A 20,837-nucleotide genomic window follows, 5' to 3' on the forward strand; every position below is an offset into this window, starting at 1 on the left:
AACGACCCGGCTCATGCTGCGGCGGCCAACAGGTCCCTGAGCCTCACCAGCAACGCTGCCGGGTCGCCGGCGGCCTTGCCTTGGGCGAGCGCGGCACTGCCGCCACCGCGCCCGGCGAGCAGAAGCTTGGTCAGGGCGGCGGCCGAGAGCCCGCGCTCGATCCCGGCGGCAGTGACGGCGACGACGATGCTGGGGCCGGTGACGATGCCGATGACGCCGGGGCGGCGGCCGAGCCGTTCGCTGACCTTCTCGGCCAGCCGGCGCCCATCGCCTGTCGTGGTGACACCGACGTAGGCGACGCCGGCGAGGTCGACGGCGTGGGCGGCGTAGCCGTCGGCGTCCAGGTCGAGGATCCGGTCGCGCAGGCCGTGGGCTTCCTGCTCGACCAGCTTCATCCGGTCCATCAGCGCGGTGATCCGGTCGGGCAGTTCCTCGGGGCGGGCCTTGAGCTGGGCGGCGAGCCGGCCGACGAGGTCCCGTTCGCGGGCCAGGTAGCGGAACGCCTCGATGCCGGTGACGGCCTCGATCCGACGTTGCCCGGCGCCGACCGACGATTCGCTGGTCAACGCGATGGAGCCGATCTGCGCAGAGTGCTCGACGTGGGTGCCGCCGCACAGCTCGCGGGACCAGGCGCCGCCGATCTCGACCACCCGGACGGTGTCGTCGTAGGTCTCGCCGAACAGTGCCAATGCGCCCTCCTCGCGGGCTTGGGCGAGGGGCAGGTGGTGGACGCCGACCGGCAGGTCGCGTCGGATGGCCAGGTTGGCGACCTCTTCGACCTCGGTGCGGGCGGTGTCGGACAGGCCGCCGCGCCAGGCGAAGTCGAGCCGCAGGTAGCCGGGCCGGTTGTACGAGCCGGACTGCAACGCGGTCGGGCCGAGGACCTGGCGCAGGGCGGCGTGTACGACGTGGGTGCCGGAGTGGGCCTGGCGGGCGCCGGTGCGCCACTCGGGGTCGACGGTGGCGTGGACGGTGTCGCCGGCCGCGAGGGTGCCGTCGAGGATCCGGACGGTGTGCGCGATCAGGCCCTTGACCGGGCGTTGCACGTCGATGATCTCGGCGCGCAGCTGCGGGCCGGTGAGCAGGCCGGCGTCGGAGTCCTGGCCGCCGCTCTCGGCGTAGAACGGGCTGCGGTCCAGGGCGACCGTGACGACGTCCGGTGCCGCGGACGGCCAGACCGCCAGGACCCGGGACTCGGTCTCGAGGGTCTCGTAGGCCAGCCAGTCGGTCGGCCCGTGCTGGTCGAGGACCGCGCGGTAGGCGGACAGGTCGGCGTGGCCGGTCTTGCGGGCCTTGGCATCGGCCTTGGCGCGGGCGCGCTGCTCGGCCATCAGTGACCGGAACCCGTCGGCGTCGACCTGCACGCCCTGCTCGGCGGCGATCTCCAGCGTGAGATCGATGGGGAAGCCGTACGTGTCGTGCAGCTGGAAGGCCTTCGCCCCGGACAACCTCCCGCCAAGGGCGCCGGCCAGAGCGGTGTCCAGGATGGTGGTGCCGGCTTTCAGCGTGCTGAGAAAGGTCTCCTCCTCGCCGTACGCCTGGTCCGCGATCCGGTCGAAGCCGGCGGCGACCTCGGGGTAAGAGGGCGCCATGCAGTCACGGGCGACGGGCAGCAGTTCGGGCAGGGCCTTGTCCTCGAAGCCGAGCAGCCGGATCGCGCGGACGGCACGGCGCATGATGCGGCGCAGTACGTAGCCGCGGCCCTCGTTGGACGGGGTGATGCCATCGCCGATCAGCATCAGGGCGGTGCGGACGTGGTCGGCGATGACGCGCAGGCGTACGTCATCGGTGTGGTCCTTGCCGTAGGTGGTGCCGGTGAGCGCGGCGGCGCGGTCGAGGATCGGGCGGACCTCGTCGATCTCGTACAGGTTGTCGACGCCCTGCAGGATGGACGCGATGCGCTCCAGGCCCATGCCGGTGTCGATGTTCTGTTTCGGCAGGTCACCGACGATCGTGAAGTCCTCCTTCGACTTCACGTCGGTGATCTCGTGCTGCATGAAGACCAGGTTCCAGTACTCCAGGAACCGGTCCTCGTCGACCTCCGGGCCGCCGTCCGGACCGTACGCCGGACCCCGGTCGTAATAGAGCTCCGAGCACGGACCCGCCGGCCCCGGGATGCCCATCGACCAGAAGTTGTCCTTCTTGCCCCGGCGCACGATCCGGTCCGGTGACATGCCCGGCTGCTGCTTCCAGATCTCGATCGCCTCGTCGTCGTCGAGGTAGACCGTGGCCCAGATATTCTCCGGGTCCAGCCCGAAACCGCCCTGCTCGACCGGCTTGGTCGACAGCTCCCAGGCCAGCGGGATCGCGCCCGCCTTGAAGTAGTCACCGAACGAGAAGTTGCCGTTCATCTGGAAGAAGGTGCCGTGCCGGGACGTCTTGCCGACCTCGTCGATGTCCGGCGTCCGGATGCACTTCTGCACCGACACCGCCCGCGCGTACGGCGGCGCCTGCTGACCCAGGAAGAACGGCACGAACTGCACCATGCCGGCGTTGATGAACAGCAGGTTCGGGTCGTCGACGGCGGGTAGCGGCGCTGAGGGCACGACGGTGTGGCCCTGCCGCTCGAAGTGGTCCAGGTATCGACGTTTGATCTCCGCGGTACGCACACGGCCAGGCTACCTGCAATCAGATTGCATCTGCGTGCCGAGTGCAGGAGGTGCAGTGGCCGGCCACGATCACCGTCGCGTCGAACCCTGCTCCGGCAGCGTCACGCCGCACCGCGTCCAGCGTGGCGGTGCTCAGCGACGCGGTGGTCCCGCAGGAGGTACACACCAGCCCGGACTCCTCGGCGGCGGCCAGCCGGTAGCCGACCGCGCCGATGCATGGGACGGCGAACACCGCGCCGGCCAGAGCCAGGCGCCGCAGGACGCGGTGCACGGTGCTGCGGTCGTGCGGGCGGCCCGACGCCATCAACTCCGCGTGCACCTGGCCGGCGGTGAGTCCCGGCTCGGCGGCCAGGATGGCCAGCACTGCCCGGGATGACTCTGTCCTGCGGAATCCCCGGGCCGACAGCCGTTCGAGCGCCGCGTCGTGATCGCTCATCCGGCCCCGTCGTTGTGAGAAAGGTCAGCCTTACCGGACGCAGCATATTCGGCTGTTGCAAGATGGTGGCAATAGCCAAGATCCGGCAGATGGAAGGTTGACGATGGCCGTCTACTCACTTCCCGACATGCCCTACGACTACGGCGCGCTCGAGCCCGCCATGTCCGGGCAGATCCTCGAACTGCACCACAGCAAGCACCACGCCGCGTACGTCAAGGGCAGCAACGACACCCTCGACCAGCTCTCCGAGGCCCGCGACAAGGGCGACTACCACGCCCTGGTCGGCCTGGAGAAGACCCTGGCCTTCAACCTGTCCGGGCACGTGCTGCACTCGATCTTCTGGAACAACCTGCGGCCCGGCAGCAGCGCCGACCGTCCCGAGGGTGAGCTCGCCGCCGCGATCGACGAGCATCTGGGTTCGTTCGACGCGTTCTCGGCGCAGCTGTCCACCGCGACCAAGGGTGTGCAGGGCTCCGGGTGGGGTGTGCTGGCCTGGGAGCCGTTGTCGCAGCGCCTGATCGTGGAGCAGATCTACGACCACCACGGCAACGTCGGTCAGGGCTCGACGCCGATCCTGGTCTTCGACGCCTGGGAGCACGCCTACTACCTGCAGTACAAGAACGTACGACCGGACTACGTGGACCGGCTGTGGAACCTGGTCAACTGGGCCGACGTCACCAAGCGCTTCGACGCCGCCCGAGCAGCCGGCAACCCGATCATCATCGCTCCGTAAACCCATGCCGGACGCTCACGAAGCCTTCGCGGGCGCCCAGCGCGCCGCCGGGGTCATCGCGGCCAAACACCGCGGTGACCTCGCCGGAGCCGAGGAACTCCTCGCGGCCTTTCCGGACGAGGCCGCCCGCACCCGCGGCTTCCTGCTGCTCGCCGAGCTGGCCCTGACCATCATGGGCGCGCAGACCAGCCAGAGCATGGATGAGGTCGTGCGGGAACTGAGCCTGCACATCGCAGCGGCCACCGAAGGCTGATCCTCCGCGTTCTTGCAATCCGATTGCAGGTGCGACAGGATTGCGCCGATGGGATCTGCTCTGATCACGGGCGCCACGGCCGGTCTCGGCGCCGCGTTCGTGGATGCGCTGGCCACTCGTGGCATGGATCTGGTTCTGGTGGCTCGCGACGAGGCGCGGCTGCAGCGGGAGGCGGCTCGGCTGCGTGCGTCCGGGCGAGTGGTCGAGGTGCTGGTCGCGGATCTGGCGGACCGGTCCGATGTCGACCGGGTCGCGAGCCGGCTGTCGGACGCGTCGGCGCCGATCGAGCTGCTCGTCAACAACGCCGGTTTCGGGCTGCACACCCGGCTCACCACCGGACCCGCCGACCTCGCCGAGCTGGATCGGGCGATTGACGTGATGGCCCGGGCCGTGCTGGTGCTCTCCGCTGCGGCCGGCCGGGCGATGCGGGAGCGTGGCCGAGGCCGGACCATCAACGTCTCCAGCACCGCCGGGTTCGTGTCGATGGGCACCTACTCGGCGATCAAGGCCTTTGTCACCACCTTCACCGAGAGCCTGGCCAACGAGCTGCACGGCACCGGCGTCACCGTCACCGCACTGACGCCGGGCTGGGTGCACACCGAGTTCCACGACCGGGCCGGGATCAGTAAGTCGAAGATCCCGGGGCCGCTCTGGCTCGACGCGACCTTCGTGGCCGAGCAGGCCCTGCACGACGCCGACCGGGGCCGGGTCATCTCGAACCCGAGTGTCCGCTACAAGGCGCTGATCTGGTTCGCGCGCCACCTGCCACGCAGCGCCATGCGCGGGGTCTCCCGAGCCCTGTCCGGCCGCCGTGGCTGACCGGTTCAGTTCGCCCACCGTCGCCGTCGCACGGTTCGTGGCTCAGCGTGCGCTGCTCAAGCCCGTGGTGTGGATGCTGGTCGCCCCGACGGTGGTCGGCCGGGGCCACCTCGACCGGGTCGGGAAGGCGTTCGTGGTGGTGGCCAACCACGCCAGCCACCTCGACGCGCCGCTCATCCTCGGTGCCCTGCCCCGCCGGCTCGCCCGCTACCTGGCCACCGGCGCGGCCGCCGACTACTTCTTCGACGTCGCATGGCGCCGCGGGCTGACCGCGCTGTTCTTTAACGCCTTCCCGGTCGATCGCTCCGGCGGCAACCCGCGCCGGGTCAGCGCCAAGACGCTGTTGCGGCGCGGGGTGCCGTTGCTGGTGTTCCCCGAGGGTACCCGGTCGCGTTCCGGGGTGCTGGGCACGTTCCGGGCCGGCGCCGCCGCGCTGGCCGCCGCGACGGACGCCCCGTGCCTGCCGGTGGCGCTGATCGGCACCCGGAACGCGCACCCGAGCGGCTCGAACTGGCCGAAGTGGGGCCGGTTGCCGGTGCGCGTCGTGTTCGGCGCGCCGATGACCGTGGCCGAGGGCGAGACCCCGGCCGAGTTCACGGCCCGGATCCGGTCTGAGATCGTTCGTCTGCTCGAAGATCACTCACGCGAAGGAGCCCGCTCGTGACCGACGTCCAGCACATGAAGTGGTGGGGATGGGGCAAGGAAGGCGTCGGGTTCCACTGGGAGGACAAGCCCGGCTTCGCGCCGTTCGTGCTCGACATCCTCGACCTGGACCTGCACGACGCCGCGGTGGTCGAGAAGCCGGCCTTCGAGAGCCTGACCATCGCCAACCCGGTCGCCGAGCCGGCGTTCGTCGCGGCGCTGGCCAGCATCGTGGGCGAGGACGACGTGACCTCGGACCCGATGGAGCGGGTCGTGCACACGTTCGGCAAGAGCCTGCGTGATCTCGTGCGCATCCGCCAGAACCGGGTCGACCGGGTGCCCGACTTGGTCGTCTACCCCGAGAACGAGGACGAGGTCCAGCGGGTGGTGGACGCGGTGGTGGCCGCCGACGCGGTGCTGATCCCGTTCGGCGGCGGCAGCAACATCGCCGGCAGCCTGGAGGCACGCGCGTACGAACGGCGTACCATCGTCTCGCTCGACCTCGGCCGCCTGCGGAAGCTGATCGAGCTGGACGAGGAGTCCGGGCTGGCCCGGATCCAGGCCGGGGCCCTCGGCCCCGACCTGGAGCAGCAGCTCAAGGAGCGGGGCTGGACCCTGGGACACTTCCCGGACAGCTTCACCCACTCGACGCTCGGCGGGTGGATCGCCACCCGCTCCTCGGGCATGCAGTCCGACAAGTACGGCGACATCGCCGACATCGTGCGCGGGCTGCGCCTGGTCCGGCCGGGCGGCGTCGTCGCGATCAGGCCAGTGCCGTCCACCTCGACCGGGCCGAGCCTGCGCGAGATGATCCTCGGCTCCGAGGGCCGGCTCGGCGTGATCACCGAGGCGACCGTCCAGGTGCATCGGATCCCGGCCAAGCGGGTCATCCACGCCTACTTCTTCCCGACCTGGGCCAAGGGTCTGGCGGCGATGCAGGCGATCGCCGAGTCGGACGCCACCCCGATCGTCACCCGTGTCTCCGACGCCCGCGAGACCAGGTTCTCGATGGCGACCAGCAAGGAGCGCCGGGGCCTGGACAAGTTCCTGGCCGGCACCGCGCTGCCCGGGATCATGCGGGCCAAGGGCTGGAACCTGGACCAGATCTGCCTGTCGTTCATCGGCTACGAGGGGTCACCGGAGCACGTCAAACGGCAGAAGAAGCTGGTCGACGCGATCGTCCGCAAGCACGGCGGCATGGGCGTCGGCACCGGACCCGGTGTGCTCTACGACCAGAAGAAGTTCGACACGCCGTACCTGCGCGACTTCCTGCTCGACCGGGGCGCCGCCGGGGACGTCTCGGAGACCGCGGCGCCGTGGTCGAAGCTGCTGCCGCTGTACACCGCGGTGGTCACGGCGGCGAACTGCGCGTTCGCGCGGATCGGCCGCAAGGGCTACATCATGTGCCATCTCTCGCATTCGTACCACTCCGGGGCCTGCCTCTACTTTACCTTCGCGTTCGTCGCCGATCAGGACATGCTGACCGAGTACGACGTGGTCAAGAGCGCCGTCCAGCAGGCCTTCGTGGACAACGGCGGCACCCTGTCGCACCACCACGGCGTCGGCGTCGAACACGCGCCCTGGCTCGAGCAGGACGTCTCACCGGCCGGTGCTCAGGTCCTGCGCGTCCTGTTCGAAGCCACCGACCCTGGCGCCAACCTCAACCCCGGCAAGATCCTCGATGAGGTGAGCGACCCGGTGGCGGGCTGAGCTGCGGGTGTGCGGTTCGCCACGCTTCCTGATCATCGATCACGCTGATAGCTTGCTGCACATAGATGGCAACAGCCAAAGTCTGGTGATGGGGGTGTGCGAGTGTCCGCCACCCTGACGGCTGCGCCCGACCACGACCAGCTGGGCATCCGCCGTCAGCAGCGCCGGACGGCGTTCTGGCTGCTCGGCCTGACCGCCGGGCTGCTGGTGACGGGCGTGATCGCGGTCGGCACGGGGGCGATCGCGATCAGCCCGGCCATCGTGGCGCGGATCATCGGCCACCAGTTGCTCGGTATCGGCGAGGTGACGTGGACGCCGCCGCAGGAGGCGATCGTCTGGTCGGTGCGGCTGCCCCGGGTGCTGCTCGGCATGCTGGTCGGAGCCGGCCTCGCGGTCAGCGGTGTCGCGCTGCAAGCGATGGTCCGCAACGTGCTGGCCGACCCCTATCTGCTGGGCATCAACTCGGGAGCCTCCAGTGGGGCCGCCGCCGCGATCCTATTCGGTGCGGGCGCCGGGTTCGGCCAGTACGCGCTGTCCGGGAGTGCGTTCCTCGGTGCGCTGGCGGCGTCGCTGCTGGTCCTCCTGATCGCCCGCAGCGGCGGCCGGGTCACGTCGATCCGGCTGCTGCTGGCCGGGGTCGCGGTCGGCTACGCCCTGTACGCGCTGACCAGCTTCCTGATCTTCGCGTCGGGGTCGGCCGAGGGCGCCCGGTCGGTGATGTTCTGGCTGCTCGGGTCGCTCGGCCTGGCCCGCTGGGACGCGCTACTGACCGTGGCGGCGCTGGTCATCGGTGGCACGACGCTCTATCTGACCGTCTCGGGGCGGCGCTTGGACGCGCTGGCTGTGGGTGACGAGACTGCGCACACCCTGGGCGTTTCGCCGGACCGGTTCCGGATCCGGCTGCTGGTCGTCGTCTCGCTGTGCGTCGGCGTGCTGGTGTCCGCCTCGGGCAGCATCGGCTTCGTCGGGCTGGTCGTCCCGCACTTCGCGCGGCGGATCGTCGGCGCTCCGCACGTACGCGTGGTTCCGGTCTCGGCCTTGCTCGGCGCGGTCCTGCTGGTCTGGGCCGACGTGATCGCCCGTGTGCTGCTCGCGCCGCAGGAGATCCCGATCGGCATCATCACCGCCCTGCTCGGCGCCCCCTTCCTCCTGATCCTGATCCGCCGCCTGCATGCCGCCGGCAACTGAACGCCCGACCGCTCTGACCCGTCGAGGGAGACCCATGAAGCCGACCCGACTCGCCGCCGCCACCGCGACGCTGTTGCTCTTCGCCGCCGGCTGCGGCGGAGGAGCTACCGAAACCGGCACCACGTCGGCGGCAGGCGGGGGCTACCCGCTGACGCTGACCAACTGCGGCGCCAAGGTCACCTTCGACAAGGCCCCGGAACGGCTCGTCATGCTCAAGAGCTCAGCGGTTCCGTTCCTGCACTACCTCGGTGTCATGGACCGGGTCACTGCCCGCGCGGGTCAGTACCCGAAGGACTACTACGACGCTGCCACCCAGGCCGAGATCGACAAGATCCCGCTGCTCACCGACAAGACCGACACCTCCGGCCACCTGCAGATCTCCAAGGAGGTGGTGATCGCCCAGCAGCCCGACCTGGTCCTCGGCGAGGTCGACAACCTCTCCCGCGACACTCTCTCGGCCGTCGACATCCCGCTCCTCGAAGAGCCGACGATGTGCGAGGGCAACACCGACGCGCCCACCTTCGACTCGATCTATGCCCAGATGGAGTCCTACGGCAAGGTCTTCGGCAAGCAGGGCGAGGCTCAGACCGCGATCACGGCGCTCAAGGACCGCATGTCCAAGATCGCCGCTCCTCAGCAGAAGCGCACCGCCGCGGTCCTGTACCCGACGGTCGGCGGTGGCGTGACCTATGCGTACGGAAACACCAGCATGGCCCACCCGCAGCTGGAGGCGGCCGGCTTCACCAACGTCTTCGCCGACAGCAAGGAACGGGTCTTCGAGGTCACCCTGGAAGAGTTGCTCGGCCGCAACCCCGACGTGCTGATCCTGCTCTACGGCGACGGCGACCCGAAGGCCGTCGAGCAGGCGGTCACCGGGCTGCCCGGCGCCGGGCAGCTCAAGGCCGTGCAGAACAAGAACGTCATGCCGCAGCTGTTCAACTTCACCGAACCGCCCACCCCGCTGTCCATCGACGGCCTGGAGCGGATCGTCGACCGGTTCAAGGCGGGCGCATGATCGAGGCGGCCGGGGTCAGCTGGCGGTACGGCGCGAACCCGGTCATCGACGGGGTGAGTGTCACCGCCCGCCCCGGCCGCGTCCTCGGCCTGATCGGGCCCAACGGCAGCGGCAAGACCACGTTGTTGCGGCTGCTCTACGGCGCGTTGAAGAGCCCGACCGGCAGCGTCACGGTCGACGACACAAAGCTGGCCGCCCTCACCCCGCGCGAGGCGGCCAAGCGGATGGCCGTCGTGGTGCAGGAGACCGGCGCCGAGTCGATGCTCACGGTGGCCGAGATGGTGCTGCTCGGCCGCGGCCCGCACCTGGGCACCTTCCAGCGCACGAGCAGCGCCGATCACGACATCGCCGCCGAGTGCCTGAAGCGGGTCGGCGCCACCCACCTCGGCGCCCGGCCCTATGCCGGTCTGTCCGGAGGGGAGCGGCAGCGGGTCTTGATCGCCCGGGCCTTGGCGCAGCAGGCTACCCACCTGCTGCTGGATGAGCCGACCAACCACCTGGACATCCGATACCAGCACGAGATCCTGCGCCTGGTCCTCGGGCTCGGCACCTGCTCGGTGATCGTGCTGCACGACCTCAACCTGGCCGCCCGTTACTGCGACGACCTGGTGCTGCTGGGCGACGGGGGAGTGGCCGCGGCCGGAACGGTCGACGAGGTCCTCGAGCCGGCGTTGCTGGAGCCGGTCTACGGCATCGGCATCAAACGCCTCGAGCTGGACGGCCACCTGCATCTGCTGTTCCATCCGACCGCGGAGGTCGTGTGAACGCCCAGGACAAGATCACCGCCTACTGGTCGGGTCACGCGCCGGCCTACGACGCGTACCAGCAGCGCCCCGAACGTCTCGCCGACAACACCCGGGCCTGGTCGGCGGTCTGGCGCGACGCCCTCGGTGAGGAGAAACGCGACGTGCTCGACGTCGGCACCGGCACCGGGCACGCCGCGATGATCCTGGCCGCGCTCGGCCACCGGGTCACCGGCATCGACCTCGCCGACGGCATGCTCGCCGAGGCCCGCCGCCATGCCGCCACGGTCACCGCCGGGCCGGAGTTCATGCAGGGCGACGCGGTCGCTCCCGATTTCCCGCCCGCGAGCTTCGACGCGATCGCCGCCCGATACGTCATGTGGACCTTGCGCGAGCCGGAGGTCGCGGTGGCCAACTGGATGAGGCTGCTGCGCCCCGGCGGCATCATCGCCGTCGTCGACAGCACCTGGCACACCGGCGGCCTGCAGGCGTCGACGGACCGGTTCGCCGCCCACTACGACGCCGAGGTCGGCGCCGCCCTCCCGCTGGCCGAGGCCGCATCCATCGACGACACCGCAGCCGTCCTCGACCGCGCCGGCCTCACGGACGTGACGGTGACACCGCTTCTGGCGATCTACGAGCTGGACGAGAAGTACGGTGTGGCGCCCGGGCACCAGATCCAGATGCAATACGCGGTCACGGGCCTGGTGTAATCGCCACAACATTGCAACGAGTCGGCGTGCTGGCCTACACGTTCGGGCTGCGGCACGGCATCGTCGCCTGTTCGTCGTGGCCTGGCTGATCGCGATCGCCGTCTGGCGGTTCGGCCGCGTCGAGCAGCGCTGGTCGGCTCACTTCACCGAATAGCTGGTGGCCCCCGGCTCGTCGCGCACGTCGACGCCGGCGGCGGCCAGTGCGTCGCGGATGGCGTCGGCTGCCGCCCAGTCACGGCGGTCGCGCAGCTGGTCGCGTACACCAAGAAGGGGTTTGATCAGGGGTTTCCACCGCTCGGCGGGGTCGGTGAGGCCGGGTGTGGCGGCTTGCGACAGCCGGACGATCAGGGTGCGCAGGACGGCGCGGGCCTGGTCCATGCCGTCGTCCTCCTCGGTGTCGGTGGCCCACGCGCGCACCGATTCCTCCAGGTCGAGGATCGCGGTCGCCATTGCCTCGGCGTTGCGGCCGGCGAGGGCCTCGTCGAAGCGGCGCTCGCAGTCGGCGGCGGTCTCGGTGATGGTCGCGCTCGGTGCTGGCGCCTCGGCCTGGCCGGTCGGTCGCGGTGGAGGCAAGACTCGGTCGATGGGTACGCCGTGAGCAAGCGCTCGTAGTTCGGTGAGGGTGAGCTCGGTCCCCGAAGCCAGGACGGTGCTGTGCCCGTCGCGGCGGACGGTCAGCCCACCGCGCCCGATCACCCGCACGGTGTCGGCGTCGCGGTCGACGAGTACGCAGGTGTGTTCGTCCACGCCGAGCACGGCCGCGTCGTCGGGCAGCAGGCGTTCCATGATGCGCAGCCGGCGTTCGCCGAGGTAGCAGTAGCGAGTGTCGAACCTCGTGCCGCCCTCGGTGTTGTCGTAGTGCGGGATGAGCGCCACCCGCAGCCCGAGGCGCTGGAGGACGTCGAGGCCGTCGGCCCAGTGCGGGTCGTATCCGGCTTTGTAAAGCTCGTAGACCGGCACCGACCAGGCGCCCAGCGTGGCCGCGGCGGCCGACGCGAAGACCGTGATGCTGGTGAAGGCGTTGATCCGGTCATGCAGGGCCTGGGCGGTCGGCGCGCCTCGCCAGCACCGCATCGCATACGTGGGACTACCGGGCCCGGAGAACAGCCAGTCGGCGCCGCGCACCATGGCCAGACCGTGATCGCCGTCCTCCGGTGCGACCGCGACCTTCAGCCCGACACTGCGGTCGAAATACTGGCAGGCCCGGGTGGAGATGTCGCGGGCGTTCTCCTGGAAACCGTAGGGGGTCTCGAGCAGCACGGCGCTCGGGCCGGGCGGCAGCAATGCCGCGATGCGCTGATGGATGGTCACCATGGTCGGGCTGGTCTCACCCGAGCCCATGATCGCGAGTAGTCCGGCCATGAACATCACCCTTGGGCGTTGTTGCCACATTGTGGCAGATGCACAATGATGGCCCGATGGATCTTGACGGACCGGCAGCGCCGCCGGAACTCTCCATGCTGCCGGGTGTGGGCGTCGTCGTCGAGACGCTGTTGATCGGCGCGACCGATGACGGGCTCACCTTCCGGGCCTTCGAGCGGCCCCTCGGCGACGACGAGCATCCCGATCAGGTCGCGCGTGAGCTGGCCGGGTTCGGTGCGCAGCTGTTGCACTCGACATCGTGGCGGTTCGCGGCCGGCCGGATCGTGCTCACATACGCGGCCTTGCCGGACCCGGACCCGCGGACCGCTACCCAGCTGGAGGGTGTGGGTCTGACCGCCGTGGGGTCCGGCCCGCTCCAGCCGTCGCCGGCCACGATCGATCTGGCGGCGGTTGTCCTGCACGCCGTCCGTCATCTCGCCTTCCTGCGCCACACCGACGACGCGGCCGCCGCCGCAGCAAACGGCGACCCGCGCCTCTGGGCGCTGATCAGCCGTCACGAGCCGGCACTGGCCGGCACCCTGCGGCGTTAGCGCGATCACTTCGCTCTTGCCTACAGGTTGCAATAAGGCCTAGCGTCCGAGCTGTGCTGAACCGAAGGCTCCTCGCGTTGATGGCCCGCCGCCGGTCCGGCCTGGCGGTCCTGGTCGTCCTGGGTCTGGCGATCACGGCCACCTTCGCCGGGCAGGGCTGGCTGATCGCGCGGGTCCTCGGCGCGGTCCTGTCCGGTGACACCGGATCGGCGGTGGTTGCCGCCGCGGCCGGCATCGCGGTGCTCCAGGTGGCGCGGGCCGTGCTGGTCTGGGGCCGGGAACGGCTGGGGGCCACCATCGGCGGCCGGATCAAGGACGACGTCCGCGGTCGGCTGCTGGACCGGTTGTTCGCGCTGGGCCCGGGCTACACCACTGGCACCCGGACCGGGCGGCTGCAGTCCACGTTGGTCGACGGTGTGGAGGCGCTCGAGGCGTACTTCGTGGCGTTCCTGCCGCAGCTGGTGTCGTCGCTGCTCGGGGCGGTCGTGCTGATCACGTACGTCTGGTGGCTGGACCCGATCGTCGGCGTGACCGTCGCGGCCTGCGGCGTGCTCGTCGCGGTCGCGCCGCGGGTCTCCCGCCGGGTGATGAGCAAGCCGATGGAACGCTGGTGGGCCGCCTACCGCGGGGTGTACGCGGACACCCTCGACGTCCTGCAGGGCATGGTCACGCTCAAGGGCGTCAACGCGCACCGCCGCCGCGGCGAGCAGTTGCGTGCGCAGTCTGAGCAGTTCGCCGTCACGTCGACCCGGCTGGTCGCCGCCACCGCCGGTTACGAGCTGGTGGTCGGTCTCGCCGCGGGCGCCGGGACCGGCCTGGCCGTCGGGGTCGGCGCGCTGCGCACGGCCTCCGGCGCGTTGGACGTCGCCACCCTGCTGATCATCCTGCTGCTGTCGCGCGAGTGCTTCCGCCCGCTGACCGACCTGGGCAAGGCCTTCCACGCCGCGTCGCCCGGGATCGCCGCCGCCGAGGGCGTCTTCGCCCTGCTCGACGAGCAGCCGGCCGTCACCGACCCGGACAATCCCGTGACGGCGTCTTTGAAAAACCCTCCTCGGGTACGCCTCGACGGCGTCACCTTCGCCTACGGTCCCGAGCATCCGCCCGCCCTGCGCGACGTGTCGTTCACCGCCGAGGCCGGGGTCACCACCGCGCTGGTGGGCCGGTCCGGGGCGGGCAAGAGCACGGTCGTGGCGCTGCTGTTGCGCTTCTTCGACCCGCAGCAGGGGACGGTCACCGTCGACGGCCGCGATCTCAGCTTGCTGCCGTTGTCCGACCTGCGGTCGCTGATCTCGGTTGTCTCGCAGGACACCTACCTGTTCCACGGCACCGTGCGTGACAACCTGCTGCTGGCCGCCCCCGGCGCCGACCACGACGTCGTCGAGGCAGCGACCCGGGCAGCCGCGGCGCACGACTTCATCACCGCGCTGCCGCAGGGCTACGACACGATGATCGGTGAACGCGGCGCCCGCCTCTCCGGCGGCGAACGACAGCGCATCGCGATCGCCCGCGCCCTGCTCAAGGACGCGCCGATCCTATTGCTGGACGAGGCCACCTCGGCCATCGACGCGGCCAACGAGGCCGCCATCCAGGCCGCCCTCGACCGGCTCACCGTGCACCGCACGACCCTGGTGATCGCGCACCGGCTCTCCACCGTGCGCGACGCCGGCCACGTCGTCGTCCTGGACGACGGCCAGGTCGCCGAGGACGGGCCACCCGACCGGCTGCTCGCCACCCGCGGCGCCTACCACCGGCTGGTCGCCGCCCAGGCCGGTGCCGCGTGAAGCTCATCGACAGCTGGACCATCCTCGCGTTGCTGCGCCCGCACCGCCGGCTGCTCGCGGCCGCCATCGCCGCCGGTGCCCTCAACCAGCTGCTGACCATCGCCGCCGCCGGGGTCGGCGCCTACCTGGTCGGCCTGGTCGCCACCGGCGCCGGCCGGGACCGCCTGATGCCCTGGTTCTGGCTGCTGGTCGTGCTGATCCCGCTCCGCGCCGTCGCGCCCTACCTGGAGTCCTATCTGTCGCACGCGATGGCCTTCCGCGCCCTGGTCGACGTGCGAGGCAGGGTCCAGTCCGCGTACGAGCGGCTCGCCCCAGCCGGCCTGGCCGCCCGCCGCAGCGGCGACCTCGGCACCACGGTCGTCACCGACGTCGAAGCCCTGGAACTGTTCTTCGCCCACACCCTCAGCCCGCTGGTGGTCGCCGCCACCGTCCCGTTCAGCACCCTGGTCGCCCTCGGCCTCATTGACGGGATCCTGCCGATCGTGGTGCTGCCCATCCTGATCGCGGTCGCCACGGTCCCGGCCTGGCTGGCCCGGCGGGCCCGCGCCCAGGGCGACGCGGTCAAGGCCGCCGCGGCCGAGGTCGGCGCCGAGACCGTCGACGCGATCCAGGGCCTGCGGGAGCTCACCGTCTTCGCCGCGACCGGCACCCAACGCGGCCGGATCGCCGCGGCGGCCGACCGGCTCCGCGCCGGCCAGCACGCCCACGCAGGCCGGGCCGGCGTGGAGAAGGCCGCGATCGACACCCTCGTGACCGTCGGCGTGGTGGCCGTGCTGGCCGCCGCGGCCGTGCTCACCGCCGCCGACCGGATGTCACCCGCGCTGTTCCCGGTCGCGGTGGTCCTGGCCGCGTTCTCCTACGCCCCGGTCACCATCGTCGCCGAGGTGGCCAAGGACCTCAACCTCGCCGCCGCGGCGGCCGCCCGGATCACCACCCTGCTCGCCCAGCCCGACCCGGTCACCAACCACGGCACCACCACCGAGGTGAACGGCGCCGAGGTCACCTTCCGCGGGGTCGGCTTCCGGTACGGCCCGGACCTGCCGGACGCGCTGACCGGGCTCGACCTGACCATCCCGGCAGGCCGTAGCCTCGCGCTGGTCGGGCACTCCGGCGCCGGCAAGTCCACCACCGCCCATCTGCTGCTGCGCTTCCAGGACCCCCAGCGCGGCACCATCAAAATCGGCGGCACCGATCTGCGGGACCTGCCGCTCGACCGGCTCCGCGAACTGGTCGCCTTCGTGCCGCAGGACCCGTACCTGTTCCACGCCACCGTCACCGAGAACCTGCGCATCGCCCGCCCGGACGCCACCGACGACGACCTCACCCGCGCCGCGAGCGACGCCGGGGCCCACGAGTTCATCACCGCGCTGCCCGACGGCTACGACACGGTGGTGGGCGAGCGCGGCACCCGGCTGTCCGGCGGGCAGCGTCAGCGGGTCGCCCTGGCCCGGGCCCTGCTCACCGAGTCACCTGTGCTGGTGCTCGACGAGCCGGTCTCCAACCTCGACGCCGAGACCGAAGCCGTCCTGGCCGACGCGATGGCGGGCATCATCGCCGGCCGCACCACCCTGATCATCGCCCACCGCCTGTCCACGATCCGCGTCGCCGACCGTATCGCCGTGCTTGACCACGGCACGCTCGCCGAGACGGGAACGCACGACGACCTGCTAGCCCGTTCCGGTGCCTACGCCCGGCTCGTCGAGACCCAGCTCGCCCCTACCTCAGCCTGACTGCCGGGGCGGCCGATCACCGACGGGGACGCCGTCGCGTAGGTGCTCGTCGGCGATGCGGGTGGCCAGGGCGGGGTCGGCGTGCTCGTACCAGATGTCGTCGGGGTGGACGACGATGAGCGGGCCGAGGTTGCAGGGGAACAGGCAGCCGGTTTCAGTGACGAGCACATCGTCGTCGCCGAGGCCGTGCTCGCGCAGCCGGCAGCCGAGGGCCGCGGCGACCTCGTTGGCGCCGTAGGCGGTGCAACGCGGCCCGCGGCAGACCAGGACTTGCCGGCGGTGTTTCGGGATGTCGGACCAGGCGGGGCTGCGGAACGGGCCGGGCGTGCCGGTCAGCGGGACCGGCGGGCCGGCGATTGCTTCGGTGACGGCTTGGGCGAGGGCGGGCTGGGCCGCGAGTGGGGGAGCGAGCGCGATGCGCAGCGGGCGGTCGCGGGTCTGCTGCCAGTGGGCGACGGCCCGGCGGATCCAGGTGTCCAGGTAGCGGTCGGGTGGCACGTGCACGGCAACTAGCAGGATGTCGGCGTCGTCGGGCTGGGCGTCGAGGGCGGCGTGCAGCGACGGTTCGGCGCCGTCCAGGAAGCAGGCGGTGGCGCCGACGGCGGCGGCGAGGCGGTGGATGGCGTCGTGGCCGCCGTGGTGGGTGACCGAGCGGGAGACGAGCAGCACGTTCACGTGGGCCTCCGATAGGTGATGACCGGGCGGCCGTCGTGGGTCGTGACGTCGGCGTCCACTCCGTACACCTGCTTGAGAAGGTCTGGGGTGAGCACCTTGAAGGGTGCGCCTGACGCGGCGACGCGGCCCTGGTCGAGGACGACGACGAGGTCGCAGAACATGGCGGCGAGGTTGAGGTCGTGCAGGGCGGCGAGGGTGGTGGTGCCGGAGCGGCGGACCAGGTGCAGCAGTTGTAGTTGGTGGCCGATGTCGAGGTGGTTGGTGGGTTCGTCGAGCAGCAGCAGTTCGGGTTCCTGGGCGAGGGCGCGGGCCAGCTGGACGCGTTGCCGTTCGCCGCCGGACAGGGTCTGCCATTTGCGGTCGGCGAAGTCGGCCAGGTCGACCTGATCGAGGACCTGCCCGGCGATGGCCCGGTCGGTGTCGCCCTCGGACCAGCGGGAGCGGCGGTGCGGGGTACGCCCGAGCAGCACGACCTCGGTGACGGTCAGGTCGAGGTCAGTTTCGGAATGTTGGGCCAGCAACGCCATCCGGCGCGCCGCGACCGCCCGGGGCATCGCCGCGACCGTATCGCCGTCCAGGGTGACCGCACCCGACCCGGCGGGTAGCAGGCCGGCGACGATCCGCAGCAGGGTGGTCTTGCCGGAGCCGTTCGGGCCGAGCAGCCCGACCAGGCTGCCGCGGGGCGCCGCGCAGGTGACGCCGTCCAGGATCCGGGCCGCCGGGACCGCCCACGACACGTCGTCAACGCGCAGCATCGCGGCCCCTGGACAGCAGGATCACGAAGGCGGGCACGCCGATCACCGCGGTCAGCACCCCGGCTGGCAGCTCGCGCGGTTCGAACACCGTGCGGGCGGCGGTGTCCACCCAGATCAGGAAGATGGCACCCGCCAGCGCGACGACGGGCAGCAGCCGCCGATGGTCGGGTCCGGTCACGAACCGGGCGGCGTGCGGCAGGATCAGCCCGACGAAGCCGATCGCCCCGGAGACCGCCACCAGCACCGCGGTCAGCAGCGCGGCGACGACCAGCAGGACCCAGCGGACCCGGCCCACGGCGATGCCGAGCGCGGCGGCGGCCTCCTCACCGAACGCGAACGCGTTCAGCGCCCGCGCGTGCCACAGGATCACCACCAGCGCGACCCCGAGCGCTACGCCGGCCCAGGCGAGGGCGGTCCAGTCGGCGCGGGCCATCGACCCGGACAGCCAGAACGTGATGCTCTGCGTGGCATGCGGGTCGGCCGCCCAGATGATGACGAACGAGGTCAGCGCCGCGCACAACTGCGCGATCGCGACACCGGCCAGCACCACCCGGGTCGGCCGCAGCGTGCCACGCCATCCGGCGATCAGCAGCACCAGCGCAAAGGCGGCCAGGGCGCCCAGGAACGCGCCGCCGGCGAGCGCGGCGACCCCGGCGCCGAGGCCGAGCACGATCACGCCGACCGCGCCGAGCGACGCGCCCGAGGAGACGCCCAGCAGGTACGGGTCGGCGAGCGGGTTGCGGGTCACCGTCTGCAGCACTGCACCGACCACGGCCAGGCCGGCCCCGACCACGGCCGCGGCGATCACCCGGGGCAGCCGCAGCTCCCACACGATGTGGTCACGCAGCAGCGGCACGGTGCTCTCGGCCAGGCCGGTATGCGCGGCGACGACGCTCCACACCGTACCCATCGAGAGATCCGCCGGACCGACCGTGACCGCCGCACCCACCGAGAGCACCAGCCCGGCCGCGAGCACCGGCAGAGCGATCGCGGTCCTCAGCGCAGTGCCCCGGCGAGGGCCTCGACCGCGAGGACGTTGCGCACGCCGGCCGAGGTCGACGAGAACGGGATGACCACGTACTTCTTCGCCTTGACGGCGGGCAGGTCCTTGAGCGTCGCGTGCTTCTCCAGGAAGGCGCGTTTCTTGTCGGCCGGGTCCCAGGTGGCGTCGATCAGCACGATCACGTCCGGGTTGCGCTCGGTAACGGTCTCCCAGCTGGTGTCGCCCCAGCTGCCGTCGAGGTCGGCGAACGCGTTCGTCACGCCCGCCGCGGTCATGATCATCGCGGGGCCGCCGCAGCAGGCGCCGACGCTGGGCGCGTCGCTGCCGCCGTCCCACCACAGGACCTTCGCGGCCTTGACGTTCGCGGCAGCCTTGGCGATGCGGTCGCGCTGGGCGGTGGTCAGGGTTTCGGCCCGCTCGGGTACGCCAAACACGGCCGCCACCTCGCGAATCTCGCCGAACACATCGTCGATGGCCAGCTTCTCCGGGCGGGTGTCCTTGGGGCAGCCGGCCGGCGAGATGTAGGTGCCGACGCCGAGATTCTGCCAATCCGCCCGGTCGCCGACGCCTTCGTCGCTGAAGGCGCTGTTGAAGGAGGCGTACACGAAGTCGGGCTCGGCCTCGAGCAGCTTCTCCTTCGACGGGTACTCCTTGGCCAGCACCGGCACCTTCGCGTAGGCGGCGGCGTAGTCAGGCAGGACCTGGTCGTCGAGATAGGCAGTGCCGATCATCCGGTCCTGCAGCCCGAGGGCCAGCATGATCTCGGTGGCCGACTGGTTCATCGTGACCGCCCGCTGCGGCGGCTTGGCGATCGTGACCGGTGTGCCGCAGTTGGTCAGCGCGACCGGCCCGGCCGAGGCCGGCGCCGGCGCGGCCGGCTCGGTGTCCGCGCCGCAGCCGGTGAGCAGGATGAACACCACGGACAGGGGCGCTAACGCGCGCATGGGGGACCGCATCAGCGGGACCGCCTTCCAGCACCTCGTGGACGGGTCGTCTCGGTGCCGTGGCCGGTCTCCTGGCTGACGGGTGCTGCTCCGAAGACTGGCCTTCCCAGACGCTCACGCGCCCAGTGACCCCCTTGCGGGGACGGCCTCCGGCTCCCGATCACAGTGGCGAGGGCCGCGCCGGCATCACACCGGCTTCCCGAACACCACGGCACCGCCACCCTAACCAGCGTCGATGCCGCCCGTCACCATGGTCTTCGCCACCCCGCGCTGCCTGAACGCCACCGGGGTTGCCGGTTAATCGGCCTTCCGCATGGCCGCGCGCACCTCGTCGACGGGCTTGTCGTACTCGTCGGCGAGTTCCGTCGCGGATAGGCCGGTCTCGGTCATCGCCAGACCCTTCTCCACGGTGAGGACGTCTGTGGCGAGCCGGATCAGGTCGTCCGCGGCCCGGCCGCGTTCCAGCGGCGAGGCCCGCACGAACCCGGCCAGCGACAGCAGCAGGCTGGTCAGCGCCGCGATCCGGGTCGCGGCCGGCACGAACATGGTGTCGGCGGCGTCCGCGAGCCGGTGCGCGGCGGCCCGCAGCCGGCGCGCGTCCTCCTGCGACACCTCGCCCAGGTAGGCGATCTCCCACACCAGCTCGTCCAGCTTCCGGGTGATCTCCGCCGGGGTCATGACGGAAAATTCTCATCCTCTGCGAGCGCCGCCCGCAATGTCAGGCGGTGTTCGCGCCGGATCTCGGCCTGCCGGAAAGCGCGCCGGTCGGCGTCGGTCTCAGGGAGCAGGGCTGGCACTATGCGCGGTTTGCCGTCGTCGTCGACCGCGACCATCACCAGATGCGAGGTGGCGACGGTGGTGGGTGGCACAGCGCGGTCCCAGCGGTCGGCGGTGACCTTCACCGCGACCTCCATCGAGCTGCGCCCGGCCCACGTGATCCGGGCCGCGACGTGCACGACATCACCGACCCGGACGGCCCGCAGGAAGGCGGTCTCGTCCATGACCGCGGTCACCGCCGGCCCGTCGGAGTGGCGGGCGGCGACGACGCCCGCGACCGAGTCGATCAGGTTGAGAACCTGACCGCCGTGGACCGTGCCCATGAGGTTGGTGTCGTGTTGATCCATGATCTGCGACAAGGTCAGCTCGGACGCCGACGGCGGACGGCCTGCTGTCAT

Annotated in this window: 21 protein-coding genes and 1 riboswitch; of the genes, 12 read left to right on the forward strand and 9 right to left on the reverse strand. The window is 71.2% G+C overall.

The genetic code is table 11. The features are described 5' to 3' along the window. Positions 1-11: 11 nt before the first annotated feature. Entirely contained in the window at positions 12-2,609 is a 2,598-nt protein-coding gene (gene alaS, locus QSK31_RS43830) for an alanine--tRNA ligase (RefSeq protein ID WP_285690951.1), read from the reverse strand. A gap of 19 nt (positions 2,610-2,628) precedes the next feature. Continuing rightward, complete coding sequence (locus QSK31_RS43835; RefSeq protein WP_285690952.1) at positions 2,629-3,045, reverse strand: Fur family transcriptional regulator; 417 nt, start codon at positions 3,043-3,045, stop codon at positions 2,629-2,631. A gap of 103 nt (positions 3,046-3,148) precedes the next feature. Between QSK31_RS43835 and QSK31_RS43840 the strand changes: the two genes are divergently transcribed. The 9 genes from QSK31_RS43840 to QSK31_RS43880 all read left to right on the forward strand — a co-directional run bounded on the left by QSK31_RS43840 (position 3,149) and on the right by QSK31_RS43880 (position 10,861). Continuing rightward, the gene (locus QSK31_RS43840) at positions 3,149-3,778 is read left to right on the forward strand and encodes a superoxide dismutase (RefSeq protein WP_285690953.1); all 630 of its coding nucleotides are present in this window, start codon (positions 3,149-3,151) and stop codon (positions 3,776-3,778) included. A gap of 4 nt (positions 3,779-3,782) precedes the next feature. Beyond that, positions 3,783-4,031: a superoxide dismutase gene (locus tag QSK31_RS43845; protein WP_285690954.1), complete on the forward strand. Its 249-nt coding sequence runs from the start codon at positions 3,783-3,785 to the stop codon at positions 4,029-4,031. Between the two features lie 48 nt (positions 4,032-4,079). Next, positions 4,080-4,850 carry an SDR family NAD(P)-dependent oxidoreductase gene (locus QSK31_RS43850; protein ID WP_285690955.1) on the forward strand — a complete coding sequence of 257 codons (771 nt, stop codon included), beginning with the start codon at positions 4,080-4,082 and terminating at the stop codon, positions 4,848-4,850. After that, a complete protein-coding gene (locus QSK31_RS43855; RefSeq protein WP_285690956.1) occupies positions 4,843-5,514 on the forward strand; it encodes a lysophospholipid acyltransferase family protein in 672 nt (223 codons plus the stop codon). Before QSK31_RS43850 ends, QSK31_RS43855 begins: the two co-directional genes overlap by 8 nt. After that, positions 5,511-7,202, forward strand: a complete 1,692-nt coding sequence (locus QSK31_RS43860) for an FAD-binding oxidoreductase (protein WP_285690957.1) — start codon at positions 5,511-5,513, stop codon at positions 7,200-7,202. Before QSK31_RS43855 ends, QSK31_RS43860 begins: the two co-directional genes overlap by 4 nt. Before the next feature lie 102 nt (positions 7,203-7,304). Further along, positions 7,305-8,390, forward strand: coding sequence for a FecCD family ABC transporter permease (locus QSK31_RS43865; RefSeq protein WP_285690958.1), 1,086 nt, complete (start codon positions 7,305-7,307; stop codon positions 8,388-8,390). A gap of 34 nt (positions 8,391-8,424) precedes the next feature. After that, positions 8,425-9,405 carry an ABC transporter substrate-binding protein gene (locus QSK31_RS43870; RefSeq protein WP_285690959.1) on the forward strand — a complete coding sequence of 327 codons (981 nt, stop codon included), beginning with the start codon at positions 8,425-8,427 and terminating at the stop codon, positions 9,403-9,405. Continuing rightward, positions 9,402-10,169, forward strand: a complete 768-nt coding sequence (locus QSK31_RS43875; protein WP_285690960.1) for an ABC transporter ATP-binding protein — start codon at positions 9,402-9,404, stop codon at positions 10,167-10,169. The genes QSK31_RS43870 and QSK31_RS43875 overlap by 4 nt, the downstream gene beginning before the upstream one ends. Next, entirely contained in the window at positions 10,166-10,861 is a 696-nt protein-coding gene (locus tag QSK31_RS43880) for a class I SAM-dependent methyltransferase (protein ID WP_285690961.1), read from the forward strand. Before QSK31_RS43875 ends, QSK31_RS43880 begins: the two co-directional genes overlap by 4 nt. 138 nt (positions 10,862-10,999) lie before the next feature. Here the strand turns inward: QSK31_RS43880 and QSK31_RS43885 are convergent, their stop codons facing one another. Then, entirely contained in the window at positions 11,000-12,223 is a 1,224-nt protein-coding gene (locus QSK31_RS43885; protein WP_285690963.1) for a CysS/YqeB C-terminal domain-containing protein, read from the reverse strand. 56 nt (positions 12,224-12,279) lie between these two features. Here QSK31_RS43885 and QSK31_RS43890 point away from each other — a divergent pair, with 56 nt between their 5' ends. The 3 genes from QSK31_RS43890 to cydC are packed head-to-tail and all read left to right on the forward strand — an operon-like array spanning position 12,280 to position 16,285. Beyond that, a complete protein-coding gene (locus tag QSK31_RS43890) occupies positions 12,280-12,774 on the forward strand; it encodes a hypothetical protein (protein WP_285690964.1) in 495 nt (164 codons plus the stop codon). A gap of 53 nt (positions 12,775-12,827) precedes the next feature. Continuing rightward, positions 12,828-14,555, forward strand: a complete 1,728-nt coding sequence (locus QSK31_RS43895; protein ID WP_285690965.1) for an ABC transporter ATP-binding protein/permease — start codon at positions 12,828-12,830, stop codon at positions 14,553-14,555. After that, positions 14,552-16,285: a thiol reductant ABC exporter subunit CydC gene (gene cydC, locus QSK31_RS43900; RefSeq protein ID WP_285690966.1), complete on the forward strand. Its 1,734-nt coding sequence runs from the start codon at positions 14,552-14,554 to the stop codon at positions 16,283-16,285. The genes QSK31_RS43895 and cydC overlap by 4 nt, the downstream gene beginning before the upstream one ends. Here cydC and QSK31_RS43905 read toward each other — a convergent pair. The 6 genes from QSK31_RS43905 to QSK31_RS43930 form a co-directional block, all read right to left on the reverse strand. Further along, positions 16,277-16,960: a (2Fe-2S) ferredoxin domain-containing protein gene (locus tag QSK31_RS43905; RefSeq protein ID WP_285690969.1), complete on the reverse strand. Its 684-nt coding sequence runs from the start codon at positions 16,958-16,960 to the stop codon at positions 16,277-16,279. The two genes, cydC and QSK31_RS43905, sit on opposite strands and share 9 nt — an antisense overlap. Continuing rightward, a complete protein-coding gene (locus QSK31_RS43910) occupies positions 16,957-17,715 on the reverse strand; it encodes an ABC transporter ATP-binding protein (RefSeq protein WP_285690970.1) in 759 nt (252 codons plus the stop codon). The genes QSK31_RS43905 and QSK31_RS43910 overlap by 4 nt, the downstream gene beginning before the upstream one ends. Then, a complete protein-coding gene (locus tag QSK31_RS43915) occupies positions 17,702-18,691 on the reverse strand; it encodes an iron chelate uptake ABC transporter family permease subunit (protein ID WP_285690971.1) in 990 nt (329 codons plus the stop codon). The genes QSK31_RS43910 and QSK31_RS43915 overlap by 14 nt, the downstream gene beginning before the upstream one ends. A 20-nt stretch (positions 18,692-18,711) precedes the next feature. Beyond that, positions 18,712-19,662 carry an ABC transporter substrate-binding protein gene (locus QSK31_RS43920; RefSeq protein ID WP_285690972.1) on the reverse strand — a complete coding sequence of 317 codons (951 nt, stop codon included), beginning with the start codon at positions 19,660-19,662 and terminating at the stop codon, positions 18,712-18,714. A 44-nt stretch (positions 19,663-19,706) separates the two neighbouring features. After that, positions 19,707-19,888, reverse strand: a riboswitch (cobalamin riboswitch). A gap of 71 nt (positions 19,889-19,959) precedes the next feature. After that, complete coding sequence (locus tag QSK31_RS43925; protein WP_285690973.1) at positions 19,960-20,340, reverse strand: hypothetical protein; 381 nt, start codon at positions 20,338-20,340, stop codon at positions 19,960-19,962. Beyond that, complete coding sequence (locus tag QSK31_RS43930) at positions 20,337-20,837, reverse strand: acyl-CoA thioesterase (RefSeq protein ID WP_285690974.1); 501 nt, start codon at positions 20,835-20,837, stop codon at positions 20,337-20,339. The genes QSK31_RS43925 and QSK31_RS43930 overlap by 4 nt, the downstream gene beginning before the upstream one ends.

The sequence above is a fragment of the Actinoplanes sp. NBRC 103695 genome, assembly GCF_030269485.1.
Taxonomy (GTDB): domain Bacteria; phylum Actinomycetota; class Actinomycetes; order Mycobacteriales; family Micromonosporaceae; genus Actinoplanes.